This window comes from Nocardia salmonicida NBRC 13393, assembly GCF_001613085.1.
GTDB classification, from domain to species: Bacteria; Actinomycetota; Actinomycetes; order Mycobacteriales; family Mycobacteriaceae; genus Nocardia; species Nocardia salmonicida.
This window is the reverse complement of record NZ_BDBR01000030.1, coordinates 61,384-75,017: the sequence shown is the minus strand read 5'-3', so window position 1 is coordinate 75,017 and position 13,634 is coordinate 61,384. Positions and strand designations below refer to the sequence as shown.

The 13,634-nt window shown below is 67.6% G+C and carries 17 protein-coding genes; 6 read left to right on the top strand and 11 right to left on the bottom strand.

The window, feature by feature from the left end; all coding sequences use genetic code 11:
* Nucleotides 1-142 precede the first annotated feature (142 nt).
* On the bottom strand, nucleotides 143-1,354 hold the full coding sequence (locus NS1_RS25480; protein ID WP_062988420.1) for an alpha/beta hydrolase family protein: 1,212 nt from the start codon (nucleotides 1,352-1,354) through the stop codon (nucleotides 143-145).
* 179 nt (nucleotides 1,355-1,533) lie between these two features.
* On the opposite strand from NS1_RS25480, the gene NS1_RS25475 reads away from it, so the two are divergent.
* The gene (locus tag NS1_RS25475) at nucleotides 1,534-2,319 is read left to right on the top strand and encodes an alpha/beta fold hydrolase (protein WP_062988418.1); all 786 of its coding nucleotides are present in this window, start codon (nucleotides 1,534-1,536) and stop codon (nucleotides 2,317-2,319) included.
* A gap of 7 nt (nucleotides 2,320-2,326) precedes the next feature.
* Here the strand turns inward: NS1_RS25475 and NS1_RS25470 are convergent, their stop codons facing one another.
* From NS1_RS25470 to NS1_RS25460, 3 genes are all read right to left on the bottom strand, one after another.
* A complete protein-coding gene (locus NS1_RS25470) occupies nucleotides 2,327-2,779 on the bottom strand; it encodes an STAS domain-containing protein (protein ID WP_062988416.1) in 453 nt (150 codons plus the stop codon).
* 141 nt (nucleotides 2,780-2,920) lie between these two features.
* Nucleotides 2,921-4,024 carry a glutamate--cysteine ligase 2 gene (locus tag NS1_RS25465; RefSeq protein WP_062988553.1) on the bottom strand — a complete coding sequence of 368 codons (1,104 nt, stop codon included), beginning with the start codon at nucleotides 4,022-4,024 and terminating at the stop codon, nucleotides 2,921-2,923.
* 81 nt (nucleotides 4,025-4,105) lie between these two features.
* Nucleotides 4,106-4,279 (bottom strand): CsbD family protein, encoded by a 174-nt coding sequence (locus NS1_RS25460; RefSeq protein ID WP_056823050.1) that lies wholly within the window; start codon nucleotides 4,277-4,279, stop codon nucleotides 4,106-4,108.
* Nucleotides 4,280-4,403: 124 nt separating this feature from the next.
* On the opposite strand from NS1_RS25460, the gene NS1_RS25455 reads away from it, so the two are divergent.
* Complete coding sequence (locus tag NS1_RS25455) at nucleotides 4,404-5,090, top strand: PAS and ANTAR domain-containing protein (RefSeq protein WP_062988414.1); 687 nt, start codon at nucleotides 4,404-4,406, stop codon at nucleotides 5,088-5,090.
* A 21-nt stretch (nucleotides 5,091-5,111) separates the two neighbouring features.
* Here NS1_RS25455 and NS1_RS25450 read toward each other — a convergent pair whose 3' ends face one another.
* Nucleotides 5,112-5,528: a hypothetical protein gene (locus NS1_RS25450; RefSeq protein ID WP_062988412.1), complete on the bottom strand. Its 417-nt coding sequence runs from the start codon at nucleotides 5,526-5,528 to the stop codon at nucleotides 5,112-5,114.
* Nucleotides 5,529-5,656: 128 nt separating this feature from the next.
* Entirely contained in the window at nucleotides 5,657-7,804 is a 2,148-nt protein-coding gene (locus NS1_RS25445) for a catalase (RefSeq protein ID WP_062988410.1), read from the bottom strand.
* A 195-nt stretch (nucleotides 7,805-7,999) separates the two neighbouring features.
* Here NS1_RS25445 and NS1_RS25440 point away from each other — a divergent pair, with 195 nt between their 5' ends.
* From NS1_RS25440 to NS1_RS40245, 4 genes are all read left to right on the top strand, one after another.
* Nucleotides 8,000-8,437 (top strand): ATP-binding protein, encoded by a 438-nt coding sequence (locus NS1_RS25440; RefSeq protein ID WP_062988408.1) that lies wholly within the window; start codon nucleotides 8,000-8,002, stop codon nucleotides 8,435-8,437.
* Between the two features lie 97 nt (nucleotides 8,438-8,534).
* Nucleotides 8,535-9,371, top strand: coding sequence for an RNA polymerase sigma factor SigF (locus tag NS1_RS25435; protein ID WP_056823036.1), 837 nt, complete (start codon nucleotides 8,535-8,537; stop codon nucleotides 9,369-9,371).
* Nucleotides 9,372-9,510: 139 nt separating this feature from the next.
* Complete coding sequence (locus NS1_RS40250; protein ID WP_157125378.1) at nucleotides 9,511-9,930, top strand: STAS domain-containing protein; 420 nt, start codon at nucleotides 9,511-9,513, stop codon at nucleotides 9,928-9,930.
* A gap of 76 nt (nucleotides 9,931-10,006) precedes the next feature.
* Nucleotides 10,007-10,435, top strand: coding sequence for an ATP-binding protein (locus tag NS1_RS40245; protein ID WP_062988404.1), 429 nt, complete (start codon nucleotides 10,007-10,009; stop codon nucleotides 10,433-10,435).
* Here the strand turns inward: NS1_RS40245 and NS1_RS40240 are convergent.
* The 5 genes from NS1_RS40240 to NS1_RS25400 form a co-directional block, all read right to left on the bottom strand.
* Entirely contained in the window at nucleotides 10,410-11,405 is a 996-nt protein-coding gene (locus tag NS1_RS40240) for an iron-containing redox enzyme family protein (RefSeq protein ID WP_062988401.1), read from the bottom strand. The two genes, NS1_RS40245 and NS1_RS40240, sit on opposite strands and share 26 nt — an antisense overlap.
* A complete protein-coding gene (locus NS1_RS25415; RefSeq protein ID WP_245661687.1) occupies nucleotides 11,405-11,584 on the bottom strand; it encodes a CDGSH iron-sulfur domain-containing protein in 180 nt (59 codons plus the stop codon). The genes NS1_RS40240 and NS1_RS25415 overlap by 1 nt, the downstream gene beginning before the upstream one ends.
* 13 nt (nucleotides 11,585-11,597) lie before the next feature.
* The gene (locus NS1_RS25410; RefSeq protein WP_255284684.1) at nucleotides 11,598-12,293 is read right to left on the bottom strand and encodes a HemK2/MTQ2 family protein methyltransferase; all 696 of its coding nucleotides are present in this window, start codon (nucleotides 12,291-12,293) and stop codon (nucleotides 11,598-11,600) included.
* Complete coding sequence (locus tag NS1_RS25405) at nucleotides 12,274-12,564, bottom strand: hypothetical protein (protein ID WP_056823027.1); 291 nt, start codon at nucleotides 12,562-12,564, stop codon at nucleotides 12,274-12,276. The genes NS1_RS25410 and NS1_RS25405 overlap by 20 nt, the downstream gene beginning before the upstream one ends.
* Nucleotides 12,565-12,667: 103 nt before the next feature.
* Entirely contained in the window at nucleotides 12,668-13,627 is a 960-nt protein-coding gene (locus tag NS1_RS25400; protein ID WP_062988399.1) for an Acg family FMN-binding oxidoreductase, read from the bottom strand.
* Nucleotides 13,628-13,634: the final 7 nt, after the last annotated feature.

Below are 13,634 nucleotides of genomic sequence, written 5' to 3'. Positions count from 1 at the left end.
CCAGCACCTACGCAACTGCTGTGCGCAAGCGCACGTCGGCCACGCTACCAACCCCGACGCCTGACCGTCGGACGCCGCGACGACATCCGCCGTGGTCCGCCGGACATCGTGACCGCCGTCCGGTTCCTCGCCCGTGGACGCTTCAACGGGCGAAGCGGGCGTTCACCCACGCCAGGGCGTCGGCGTTGCCCGCGCCGAGGACGGCCCGGTGATCGACGCCGGGGTAGGTGCGGTATTCCACGGATCCGCCGCTGAGCTGCTGCTGGGCGACCATGGCGTCGGTGCCCGTCGGCAGGACGACGGTGTCGGCCTTGCCTTGCAGCACCAGGATCGGGGTGGTGAGGGGCAACCCACTGGGGTCGTTGTCGTCGAGGACCTGCACCAGCGCGCTGGGGTCGGCATCGGCGGAGAACGCCTCGCCCGCGCCGAGGCCACCCCAGGAATTCCGCTCACGCAACTGTCCGATGCAGCGATCGTCGGCCTGATCCACCATCGAAACAGCCTCTTCCGCAAGGAATTTCGAGGGGTCGGTAGCGGCGACGGTCTGGGCGCCACGAATGAACAACGGGATGAACGACACCGACCCGGCCGGCGCGTCGACCTTTTCCGCGATGCCGGTGCGCTCGGCGAGGGCGAACACCCGCACCACCGACCCCAGATGCGAGGCGGGCGCCATGGCCACCGAACCCAGCAACCGCAGCTGCGGCGCCCACTGCTGCGAGCGCGCGTTGGCGAACACCGCGGCCTGGCCGCCCTGGGAATGTCCCATCGCCACCCAGCGAGTGCCGATCTCGGGCGCGATCGCGCGCGAGGCCAGCGCCATGTCGGCGACCGCACGCTGCTCGGCCTCACCGATGAGATATCCGTGCGGCCCCGGCGTACCCAGACCCTGATAGTCGGTCTGCGCCACCGCGTATCCGGCGGCCACCCACTGAGCCAGCGTCTCGCGGGTCAACGAGGTGTAGTCGTGGGCGGGGAATTCGGCACCGGTATCGCGCGAAGGCGCGCACACATCAGCGGTGCCGGTGGTTCCGTGTGCCCAGGAGATCAGCGGCCAACCACCGGGCGGCGGAGTTCCTTCGGGAACAGCGACCGTGCCCGACACAGCCACAGGCTGCCCGTGCATATCCACCGACCGGTAGAGCACCAGGAAATTATGCGCGCCCGGTAGTCCGGGATCCCCGACTATCGGTCGGGACGCGATCACCGAGCCGTGCTCGCCGACCACTGATTCCGGTGCGGGCGAATAGAATTCGAGTCCGTCGGACGCGGGATCAGCGGAGGCGGTGGGTACCGCCGATACAGTGATGGCCAGCGCCACAGCGACTGCCCGCTTCACGCCCGAACCCGTCACCACTGATCCTCCCGATTCGCCGTGTCGAACGCGCGTCCCGGTCCGACTGCGGCGCAAATATACAGCTCGGAACGGGCAGGGCTTCTCGACGCACCGATGAGTTTCGGGGAGCGAGGGCGTCGTACTGGTAGAAGACATCGGATCAGAGATCCGCGCGCCGGCACCGAGAGGAACGAGTCATGAGGATCGCTACATCGAAGGATGGCACCGAACTCGCGTATGACGTGTCCGGCGACGGACCCGTACTGGTGTACATCACCGGAGCGACGTGTTTCCGGAGGTTTCGGCCGATTGTCGCCGATGTGGGGGTGTTCGCCACGAAGTTCACCGTCTACAGCTATGACCGGCGCGGGCGTGGGGACAGCGGGAACGAGCTGCCGTATGCGATCGAGCGGGAAATCGACGATATCGAGGCCGTTGTCGATGCCGTCGGTGGGCGCGCGATTCTCTACGGGCATTCGTCGGGTGCCGCGCTGGCACTCGAAGCGGCGCTCCGGGTGCCGGACAAGATCGACAGGGTCGTGATCTATGACGCCCCCTATGTGCACGACGAGGCCGAGCGGGCGTCCTATGCCGAGTTGGGCGAGTCGGTACGCGCACTTCTCGGCGAGGCGAAGAACGCGCGGGCGCTGAAGGCCTTCCTGCGCGGGATCGGGATGCCGGGTGCGTTCGTCGCGCTGCTACCGCTGTTCCCCGGCTGGGCAACGATGAAGGCACTCGCTCCCACGCTGATGTACGACATCGCCATCACCGAGGTACTTCCCCCGGTGGAGCGTTTCGAGAACATCCGGGTGCCGGTGAATGTCGTTGTCGGAGAGAAGAACCCGCCCGGCATGCAGCAGGTGGCGCGGGAGTTGGCCGCGGCGATTCCCCAGGCGACGCATCGGGTGCTCGCCGGACAGGACCACATGGTCAGCGCCAAGGCGTTGCTCCCGCTCCTGACGAATTCCGTCGCGAACGATTGAACCGTGCCTACGTCGTCGTCCACGACGCCGGCGGGATGGTCCGGATGGACTGTTGGACCGGAACCGTGGGCGCGGCGGCGATGGCTTCGGTGCGACTGACGTAGACCGGTAGCCACTCGGTGAGGCCTGCGGCGATGATGATCCGGTTGGTGACCGACGGCACGGGAATGACCACGCTCGTGCGTAGCTCGCTCTGTTGGGCACGGGTAGCCATGTCGAGGATCGCCCGGCACGACATGAAGGTCACATCTCTGATGTCGATCACCAGATGGCCCGACTCCCCCTCCGCCGCGATGGCATCGTCCAGAATCACGCGCCACGTAAGCAGGTTGCACGCGTCGATCTCGCCGTGCACGTGCAGCACGGTCGCTGTGTGATGGAGGGTGACCTCCGCGCGTAGCGCCGAGTCGGATTGCTCGACCCGGATCGTATCGTCGCCATGACTGGAATGGGTGTTCACGAGTGCTCGATCCCTCGACACCGGCAGGGGTACACACTGCCCCGGCCGATCCTGGTAGCTCAAGACGGCAGGTGTTTCCATTTGAGCACGCCGAGTCGGTGGTGTCAGCGATTGTGATGGATCTGATGCCGCCGGAAGCGGTCAGCGGCATCCTTCGAGGGTGGCGTCGGCGAGTTCGCCGATGACATCGGCGATCTCGCGCCTTCGATTCCACGCCGCCAGTTGCCGACGCGCGCCGTTTCCGCGCTCGCCGAGTCTCGCGACCGTCTCGGTGACGAACGTGTGGTCGCCGCAACGACGCAGTGCCGGTGCGATGTCGTCGATGAGCTCGGCGAGTAGCTCGCGATGGGGAACGACGCGACCGGCGACAAGGTCGAGGCCGTCGCCGTCCAGACCTGAGCGCGCGGCGTTCCAGTAGGCGGCGCGCAATACCTCGCCGGACACCGCCGGAGCGGGAATGTGCTGAGCGATCGCATCGAGTGCGGTGCTGACGATTCCTCGAATGAGCGCGGCCAGCAGGGCGGATTCCTCCACGGTCGCCGGAACGTCACTGACCCGGATTTCTACGGTCGGGAAGCTCTCCGACGGGCGGACATCCCAATACACCATCTTGTTGTCCAGAATGCTGCCGCTGGCTCGCATCATCGCGACGATCGATTCGTAGTCACGCAGCGAGGTGAAATACGGTGGCGGACCCGCGCTGGGCCATCGGCGCCACAGAATGCTGCGCCAACTCGCGTAACCGGTTTCGATGCCACGGTAGATCGCCGAATTCGCGGTCGACGCCAGCAGGATCGGTAGCCGCGGGCGGACATAATTGCTGACCAGGACCGCTGTATCGCGGTCGGGAACGGCCACGTGCACGTGGCACCCGCACAGCCCCTGCTCGTGGGCGAGCATGCCGAAGGAGTGCGCGATGCGCTGGTAGCGCGGTGTATCGGTGACCGGATATCCCTCGACCAGGGTCGGCGGCACCCCGACCGCCAGCAGGCGGGATCCGTTCTCGTCCGCGCATTCGGCCACCCGGCGCCGCGATGTCCGCAATTCCGCCAGCAGGGCGCCGATATCGGAGTGCACCGCGCTGCTCGTCTCGACCTGACAGCTCGTCAGCTCCAACTGCAGATCGATCCCCGCCCGTTTCGCGGTAGCGGCGACCTGGGTGTTCTTCGCCACGGGCGCCCCGGACTCGGGATCGGTGAGCAGGAACTCTTCTTCGACGCCGACCGTCGGAACATGCGCGGACACTTCCATCACCTCCAGCACCTGCGGAGTGAGCGCGGGTCATCGGCCCGTGCAGGACCGATGACCCGGGCGGCGTATAGCAGGTCAGTCGCGGAAAGCGTCCTTGACCTTCTCGCCTGCGTCCTTGAGGTTCGACTTCGCCTGCTCGCCGCGGCCCTCGTTCTCGAGTTCGCGGTCGTCGGTAGCGCGACCGGTAGCTTCCTTGGCCTTGCCTGCCAGCTCGTCGGCCTTGTTCTTCGCCTTGTCAGCGATACCCATGGTGTTCCTTTCAGGCTGTTTCTCGGCCACCTGGTGACCGTGGGCCGTCCTGGGGACCCATCAACGGCCTACCCGGGTCTGCCAGGTGCAAACAGGCGCGCCATCCAGGGTGAATAATCAGACCATGACCGAACGGGACGACGAATCCATGGCAGAGCGCGCTCTTGTCGAGCGCGTGATCGGAGTGGGCGACTCGTTGACGGTCGGCCGTTTCCGCTTTCGATCGGCCGACCGGCAATGGGAATGGTCCGACGAGGTCGCGAAGATGCACGGGTACCTGCCCGGCACCGTGCCGACGACCGAGATGCTGGTCTCGCACAAGCACCCCGACGATCGGGATCGGGTCGCGGCGATGATCACCTCGGTCGAGGACAGCGGCGTGTTCTCCAGCCATCACCGCATCGTCGATACGCAGGGGCGGGTGCGTGATGTGCTGGTCGTGTCGGAGCCGCTCGTCGACGAGGACGGGACGGTGATCGGCACCGAGGGCTACTACATCGACCTGTCCGATACCGCGGCCGAATACCGGCGCGAGGCGCTCGACAGCACGCTGCCGGGACTGCTGGAGGCGCGCGTGGTGATCGAGCAGGCCAAGGGCGCGTTGATGCTCGCCTACGGCGTCAATGCCGACCAGGCGTTCCGGGTGCTTCGGTGGCGTTCGCAGGAGACCAACGTGAAGCTGCGCGCGATCGCCGAACACGTGGTGGCCGAGTTGCCGACCGTGGCCAGTGACGAGGTGCGGCTGAGAACCCGGCTCGACCACGTGCTGCTGACCGCGCACGAAGGCGCCCAGGTCGACACCCTCAGCTAGGGTCCGACGGACACCAGGTCATCAAAAGACCGGTGGCGGCACCGGGTCGGGGCCGGGCGGGGCAGGTGGGGGTACCGGCTCACCGGGACCGGGCGGAGTCGGCGGGGCCGGCACCGGATCGGGACCGGGCGGTACCGGCGGAGCGGGTACCGGAGCCGGGCCGGGCGGGACGGGCGGCGCGGGCACGGGGTCGCCGGGACCCGGCGGGAACGGGTCGGGCGCGGGGCCCGGCGGCGCGGGATCCGGGGGTGCGGGCACCGGGCTCGGCTCGGTGAGCTCGATCGCGAACATCATCGCCTCCTGTTCGTCAAAGCACGCGGGCGCGCGAATCGCGCGCCCGCGAAGGCCGCGACGCAGGTCGAGCGTGCACACCGCGATGACGTCGTTGGCATCGTGGTGGGACGCTCGACCTGCCCCGAGGTATTCCGGTGTCGACACCGTCGAACGAAACGCGTGGCTCGGCCGGTTCTTCGGCGCCCGTTCTACATTCGGCCGATTGCCACAGTGAGGGAATGCCCGCGTGCCCGCACTCGAAACGACGAGGGCACCCGAAACGTCGGCACGGTTCAGGACTCGCCTTCGATGCGCGCCCACGCGCGATGCTCACCCAGGTCGGTGAGCAGTCCGCTCGCGGCCGCCCCGGAATCGGCGACGGTGATTCCCGGTGCGTCGGAATCGATGTCGTTGCGCTGCAGCACCGAGACCGCGGTACCGGCCGCCGCGATCGCCTTGCCGTGCCGCCACATCTCCTCGACCAGCAGGTTCACCCTCGGGTCCTCCGGGGCAGCCAGCAGCAGCGCACCGTCGAATTCGACCGACCGCATCGTGGCGAAGGTCCGTGCCACCGGTACGCCGTCGATCACTCCGCCGCGTGCCGCCACGACCATCGGCCGGACCTTGGCCTCTTCCAAAGCGGTCGAGACCTCCTGCACCGCGTCGGCCGACGTGGCGTCATCGACCAGTACGGCCACCGTCCGCCCGTCCACCGGGAAACTGCCGTGCCGCTGCGACAACGCGGGACTCGGCGCGAGCTCAACGGGTTCGCTGTTCGGGGCAGGCTTGTCGAGCCCGAGTTGCCCGGCGACATAGTCGGCCAGCCCGTCGTCGACATTGACCAGCATCTGCAGACCACGCTTCTGGATCGTCTCGGACAGGCACTTGCCGAGTTCGAACGAGAACGCGTCGGCCAGATTCCGCTGTTCGCCCGCGGTCAGGCTGCGATAGAACATCCGCGGCTGCGAGTAGTGGTCGGCGAACGAGACCGAGCCCGCGCTGTTGGCGGAGGTCCGCAATTTCGCGGTCGGCGGCGGAATGGGCGTCGGGGATTCGACATAGGCGTCGTCGGCGAAACTCGCCGCGTAGGGGCAACCACCGCCCAGCGAATTGGGTTTGTAGGCAGCGACTCCGGCGTGCACGGCGCCCTGGTGCATACCGTCACGGGAGAGGTCGTTGACATCGGCGTGCGGTGTATTGATCGGCAGCTGGGTGAAGTTCGGTCCGCCGAGGCGACTGATCTGAGTGTCGAGATAGGAGAACAACCTGCCCTGCAGCAGCGGATCGTCGGTGACCTCGATACCAGGAACCAAGTGCGTCGGGCAGAAGGCGACCTGCTCGGTTTCGGCGAAGAAGTTCTCCGGATTCGCCGTGAGCCGCAGGGTGCCGATCGTCTGCACCGGCGCGAGTTCCTCGGGGACGAGCTTGGTCGGGTCGAGCAGATCGATGCCCTCGAAGAGGTGCTCGGGCGTATCGGGGAACACCTGCACGCCGAAATCCCACTCCGGTGCCATGCCCGCCGCGATCGAGTCGGCGAGATCCCGACGATGGAAATCGGGGTCGAACCCGGCCGTCAGCTGGCATTCCTCCCACAGCATCGAGTGCACGCCCAGTCGCGGCTTCCAGTGGAATTTCACCAGACTCGTCGTGCCGTCCTCGGCGACCAGCCGGTAGGTGTGGATGCCGAATCCCTCCATCATCCGCAACGAGCGCGGCAGCGCCCGATCGGACATGTTCCAGAAGGTATGCGCGGTCGCCTCGGTGTGCAGGGTGACGAAGTCCCAGAAGGTGTCGTGCGCGGATTGCGCTTGCGGGATCTCGCGGTCCGGCTCCGGTTTCCCGGCGTGGATCACATCGGGGAATTTGATCGCTTCCTGGATGAAGAACACCGGGATGTTGTTGCCGACCAGGTCGTAGACCCCTTCGCCGGTGTAGAACTTCACCGCGAAGCCACGGGTGTCACGCACCGTGTCGGCCGACCCGCGTGAGCCGAGCACCGTGGAGAACCGGACGAAGACCGGTGTGCGCGCGTCGGCGGCCAGGAACTTCGCCCGCGTCAGCGACGCCGCGGCGCCGTTGGCCACGAAAACCCCGTGGGCGGCGGTGCCGCGGGCGTGCACCACCCGCTCGGGAATGCGCTCGTGATCGAAATGGGTGATCTTCTCCCGCAGATGGAAGTCCTGCAGCAACGTCGGACCCCGCGGACCCGCCTTGAGCGCGTGATCGGTGTCGGCCACGCCCGCGCCCTGCGGGGTGGTGAGCCGAGGGCCCTGCTGGGCGCGCACGGTCGCCTCGCCGGGAATCGGGGCGCCGGTGGGGCCGCGCAATGCAGGTCCCTCCTGGTCGGGGGCCGGTCCCGCCTGCTCGCACGGTGTCCCCGGATCCTCGTCCGGTGGGGTGGGCGGGTGGGTGAATTCGGACGGAACATCGTGGTCGGTCATGTTATTTCGTCGTCCCTTCGTCACACTCGCGGAATTCGAAAATCGGGCTGCCGCCGTCCAGGATGGACTACCGCGTTCTGCGCGCGGCAAACAGCGATTCGGCCTCGGCGGAGGACGATCCGAAACGGGTCCGAGGCGTGACCTGATGGTTACGGGGTAACCTCCGACCAAACGGTCGGTGATGAGGGAGGTGGCGTGCGAGCTCGAGATCGCGACACCGCTCCCCGCTCGAGAACCGTCGGATTCCAGGTGCCCGCCGAGCTGGACCAACTGAGCATGGTGCACGCACTCGCCGAGACCGTTCTGCTCGTGGGTGGTTTCGCGCTCGACGAGGTCACCGATCTGCTCCTGGCGCTCGACGAGGTCGCCACCGCGTTGATGCTGGTCGCGATGCCGGACTCCCAGCTCGACTGCTCGTTCACCGGTGGCGACGGCGCCCTGGGCGCCCGGGTGAGCGCACTGGCACGAGAGCCCGACGCCCTCGACGAACAATCCTTCGGCTGGCACGTCGTCGCGACGCTCACCGACGCGCTGCGCACCGATTACGCCGGCTTCGACCCGGCCCGCGGCGGCTATCCGACCACCGTCGAATTCGGCTGGATCCGACGATTGCACGGACCTACCGAGTCGTGACCATCGGGCGCTAGCCTCATAGGTAGGGCATGGCCCCGGGTCCCGGTGGGTACCCCATGAACACATCCGCAACCGCCTGGAAGTGAGGCAAGTAGCGATGACATGGGATTCAACTGCAGCAGCCGATCGTCCGACCGCCCGACGATCACATTCGCACGGTGACAGCTACGACAACATCGAACCGTGGTTCGAGAAGCTGCGGGCACTGCCCGACGGCGATGAACACCACGACGCGCTACGCGGGCAGGTCATCGAACTGTGTCTGCCGCTCGCCGACCACATCGCGCGCAAGTTCAACGGCCGTGGCGAGCAGTTCGACGACCTCGAGCAGACCGCCCGGGTAGGGCTGGTGCTGGCCGTCGATCGCTACGACGTCACCCGTGGCTCCTCCTTCCTGTCCTTCGCGATCCCGACGATCATGGGCGAGGTGCGCAGGCACTTCCGTGATCGCACGTGGGCGGTGCGCGTGCCGCGTCGGCTCAAGGAGATCCAGCTCAGGATCGGACCCGCCACCGAGGAGCTGTCGCAGCGACTCGGCAGGCTGCCCAATGCGCGCGAACTCGCCGACGAACTCGACGTCGACCTGGTCGAGGTCACCCGCACGCTGGTCGCGGGCAACGGCTATCAGACCAACTCCATCGACGGTGTCACCCACGACGGTCGCGACAATTCCTCGCAGCCGATCACCGACACCCTCGGCTCGGAGGAACCGTGCTATCAGCTCACCGAGGACGCGATGGCGGTGCGCCCGCTGATCGCCGCGCTCCCCGCCGAGGAGCGGCGGGTGCTGATCATGCGCTTCTACGAGGCCAAGACGCAGGGCCAGATCGCCGAGGAGCTCGGCGTCTCCCAGATGCAGGTCTCCCGGATCCTGTCGCGGACCTTGGCGTTGCTGCGGGAGCAGGCACTCGCCGAGCCGACGCCAACGCGGTGACAGCAACGGCGACACGTGCCAGAATTGTTGCAGGTTGAGACCTCCAGCCGACCCTGGTTCTCGTGTGCCGCTCCCCGCAAGTCGGCCTGTTCCGCCTCGGCGGGCGCGAGCCGGACATTCCTGTCGCACAGGAGGTTCTATGTCTGTCGTCATGGATCGTCGGCATCCGAGCCGACTGCGTTGGTATCGCGGGTGCTCCGCGGCTGCCGCGGCGGAGTTGGCGCTGCGCGATCCGGGACGACCCGGCTGCTGGGTACTTCACGGCGGTATCGAACTCGACGCGGCGCGGATGCCCCGCTTCTGTGCGTTGCTCGACCGCTCGGTGCGTTCCGGCGCGCGCGTGGTCGTCCTCGATCTGCGCGATACCGAGTTCCTCAGCCTGCGGGTGGCCGCGCTGCTCGGCGTCGCCAAAGCCGACGCGTGGGCACAGGGGGTCGATATCCGACTGCTTACCGGAAGCCATGAGGTGGAGCGGGCACTCGGCCTGGTCGGCGTGCGGCCGCTGTTTCGGTACTACCTGTCCATCGACGAGGCGTCGGGACCGGAATCCGGCTACTGAGGAGCTGTTTCACCCCACCGATTCCTGGGTATGCGCACCGTGAAGCCACTCCAGCGCAGTTCGGGAGGAGGACATCGTGGATTCGAGCGACAGGATCATCGCCGATTCGATACATGCGACATCGATCCAAATTCAGATCGACGCCGATCTCAGCCAGGTTGTCATGCTCCGGGCCGTCGCCGAAACCGTCGCCCTGATCGCGGGTTTCACCGTCGACGAGGTGGCAGACACGCGAGTAGCGCTCGACGAGGCCGCCACCTGCCTGATTCTCGGCGCGGTGCCCGATTCCCAGCTCAACTGCGACGTCGTCGCCGACGGGTTCCGGATTCGGATCGAGGTAGGTGCGGTGTGCGGGGACACCGACCCGATCGACACGGCGGGGTTCGGCTGGCATGTGATGCACTCGATCACCGACCACCTCACCGCCGATCACGACGCCTTCGACCGGGCACAGGGCGGTTATCCGGTCGCCATCACCTTCACGCAGGTTCGGCGGGTGCACTGAGCGGCTCACGCAGGGAACCGCGGTCCTCGTTCCAGCACTTCAGGACGTGATCGGCGAAGCGGTCTTCGAGCAGGTTCGTCGCCTGGATGCCGAAGACGATCGAGGCAGCCGAGCCTGGTTCCGCGGCCAGCAGCCCGGCGATCACATCGCGCCGCATCACCTGCTCGTGCACGGCATCGGCCTCGACGTGCTCGGCGTAGAAGTGCGCGCAGGCGGGATGCGGGAGCAGCGTGCGGGCCAGCTCGGCGAGACGCCGCGACGCGGGCGACGACGTGATCTCGGCGGTGGCGAAATGCCCGATCAGTGCGCCGCGCAGCCCACGATGCAGGCCGAACAGCGACATCATGTCCACCAGTGCGAGCATCGGCGCGGGCACCGTGTCGAGGTAGTGCAGATAGCCCGGCTCGAGTCCCGCGCCCGCGAGCAGGTCAGCGAACAGTTGCGCGTGGACGCGTTCGCCACGCCCGCCGCCGAATTCGTCGAATTCCACCGCCACCAGCGACGCTTTCACCTGTCCGCGCAGCCGCGGGATCACCCAGGCATATGGGTCGGCCTCGATGTGGTGGTAGATCGAGCGGTGGACGAAGTACTCGCGCAATCGGTCGGCGGTCCCCCGCTCGGCGAGGAATCCGGCGATGCCGTCGGTGTCGCTGGTCGGTTCGAGCAGGCGGTCGAGTTCCCCCTCGACGTCGTCGCCACCGGGGACATCGGCATGCAGCGCCGTGAGCAGGGTGTTCTCCAGGTCGCGGCGCACGCGTAGGAGGTCGGGGTCCCATTCCCAGTCCTCGTCGACACCGGCGAATCCCTGATAGTGCAGTTCGTAGCAGGTGTGCAGGGTCAGCAGAAGATCTTCGCCGTAGGGGTCGAGTCCGGCAGCCTCAGGAACCGCCGAACCTGGTGTGCGCGTGAGCAATTCGACCACCGCGGCGGACAGCTCGCCGCGTGGGCGCGGGAGGGATCGGCCGGGCATCACTGCGCGCTCCTCGGATGACGTCGGCGCCGATGGCTGGTATCGCAGAGCGGGTAGGTGCTCGACCGACGGCACAGACACAGCGCCACCACGAAACGGTCGCAGTGCAGTACGGCGCCGTCGGCGGTGACCAGGTCGACAGGTCCGTCGATGAGCGCGGGCCCGTCGTCGGTGAGCACGACTCGCCGCGGTTCAAGCGGGGTCGGAGACAACAGGGGACGAGGTTCGGTCGACACGGATCACCACCAATTCTTCATCGCGCTGGCCATGAGTGATGAAGCCCTTCGCGGCCAACCATCCGGCACGCGAGCGCATGACCGGTCCGAACGGCACCGTTCCCGTCGCCACGACCTCCGCGTTCGCACCCAGCTCACGGAGCTGGTCCAAGCTGCGCCCTGGATCGCTGATCGCCGAATGCACGATCAACCCGACGCCGCGCTCGGTGAGCAGGTCCGGCAGCATCGCGCACAGCCGGTCGAGCACGCTCCTGCCGTCCGGCCCCGCGTCCCACGCCAGAGCCGCACCGCGACCGCCCGCCCGCTCGGCGGGAACATAGGGCGGGTTCGCGACCACCACGTCGAAGCGCGGCAGCCGCAGCGCGGACGCGAAATCGCCGTGCAGCAACTCCACCGCCACCCCACGCAACCGGCAGTTCATCCACGTCGACATCAGCGCCGACCGGGACAGGTCGACCGCGGTCAGACTGCCCGCACCCGCCGCCGCGGCCGCCACCGTCAACGCGCCGGTACCAGCACACACGTCGAGCACCCGGCCGCCGCGCAGCGAGGGCACCTCGCTCAGGGCACGGGCCAGCATCCAGGTGTCAGCCTGCGGGCGGTAGACACGCGGCGCGCGGATGACCACCACGTCAGTGACCCCGCGGTTCACCCAGGGCGAGACCCTCTTGCGCCTTCACCCGCCGATGTTCGGCGACCACGAGCCCGATTCCGAGCAACAGACACACCGCACAGGCCACGCCCGCGATCACGGCCCACCCCGCGAAGCCGTACCCGGCGGCGGTGAGCGTGAGACCGAGCAGCACCAATCCGATCGCGGCAAGAATCAATCCGGGCCAGTTCCTCGCGTCCCTGATCGACTCCCCCGCGTGTGAGCGAGTGGTCCGAGCGTCATCGGGGAACTGCTTCTCCGTCTGGTTCATGCGCATGCTCCTTTCGAGGACGAGACCGCCCTGTCGTGGACATGCCCGCAATCGGGCAAAGCAATCAGCCGGCACCCCGGACCGTGACCGGTCGATCCGATGTTCAGTTCGTCTCGATGACGTCGGCGACCGGGCGGCGCGGGGTGGATTCCAGCGGGGCCGCGGCGTGCGGCATGACGCCGACCCGGATCATGACGTGGGGATAGGCACATTCCTGCAGGACTGTGGTGCGGATCTGTTCACGCAGGTCGAGCATTCCCAGCGGTTCGGATTGCAGGCTGGTAGCCAGGCCGAGGTAGGTGGCCTGGAGCAATATCGCGCTCGTCGCCTGACCTGCGCCCAGCTGGGAGAGGCGGTTGTCACGAGGGGTGCACACGACCAGCCAATGGGCGGAGTCGGGTTCATCGGTGTACTCCGACAGCTCGGCTTCGGCGAAGACCCGCACCGGCAGTTCGTCCGATGCCCTGGCGGCGGGCGCGTTGCGCGCAGGCACGCCGGTGGTCTCACCGTGGCAGCCGCTCCACTGCTCGAGTTCGGCGAGATAGTTCGTGTCCGTCGCGTGCCGGGCGGCGGCTCGGCGCATGGGGGCGGCCAGCTGCGAGAGCATGCGGTCGGGGACATGCCTGGCCGCGGCCCCGAACCGGGAGGCACATCGCGAGACCGCACGCAGGTCGTGTGCGGCCACCGGCAGACCGGGATAGCGGCGCCGATCGGATTGCCGCAGGTGGATGGCGGCGGCGAGCCGGATATCGAGATCCGACGGCGGGCGCGGTGTGAACTTCATCGTCGCGAGATGGTCGGGACGATCAGGATCGGGCATCCGGTCGGTTTCGGCCTGCCAGCCCAGCATGGCGAACGCCACTTCGAGATGATGCAACGCGGCGCCGCAACTCACCACGAGAGCGCGCGCCAGTGGGTCGGTCGCGGTGACCTGTCGCCCGAAGTCGGCGAACAGATCGACCCGGCCCCGCTGGATTCGCCACCGCCAGGGTTGGGTGTTGTGCACCGAGGGAGCACGCACCGCCAATTCCAGCGCGTCTCGGCATGTTGTGATGCTCGGCATGTCTCGC

What these genes read in the sequence shown, in the direction of transcription:
- NS1_RS25475 (WP_062988418.1), top strand. Translation starts at nt 1,534, where the DNA reads ATGAGGATCGCTACATCGAAGGATGGCACCGAACTCGCGTATGACGTG.
- NS1_RS25460 (WP_056823050.1), bottom strand. Translation starts at nt 4,279, where the DNA reads ATGGGTATCGCTGACAAGGCGAAGAACAAGGCCGACGAGCTGGCAGGC.
- NS1_RS25455 (WP_062988414.1), top strand. Translation starts at nt 4,404, where the DNA reads ATGACCGAACGGGACGACGAATCCATGGCAGAGCGCGCTCTTGTCGAG.
- NS1_RS25445 (WP_062988410.1), bottom strand. Translation starts at nt 7,804, where the DNA reads ATGACCGACCACGATGTTCCGTCCGAATTCACCCACCCGCCCACCCCA.
- NS1_RS25435 (WP_056823036.1), top strand. Translation starts at nt 8,535, where the DNA reads ATGACATGGGATTCAACTGCAGCAGCCGATCGTCCGACCGCCCGACGA.
- NS1_RS40250 (WP_157125378.1), top strand. Translation starts at nt 9,511, where the DNA reads ATGTCTGTCGTCATGGATCGTCGGCATCCGAGCCGACTGCGTTGGTAT.
- NS1_RS40240 (WP_062988401.1), bottom strand. Translation starts at nt 11,405, where the DNA reads ATGCCCGGCCGATCCCTCCCGCGCCCACGCGGCGAGCTGTCCGCCGCG.
- NS1_RS25405 (WP_056823027.1), bottom strand. Translation starts at nt 12,564, where the DNA reads ATGAACCAGACGGAGAAGCAGTTCCCCGATGACGCTCGGACCACTCGC.
- NS1_RS25400 (WP_062988399.1), bottom strand. Translation starts at nt 13,627, where the DNA reads ATGCCGAGCATCACAACATGCCGAGACGCGCTGGAATTGGCGGTGCGT.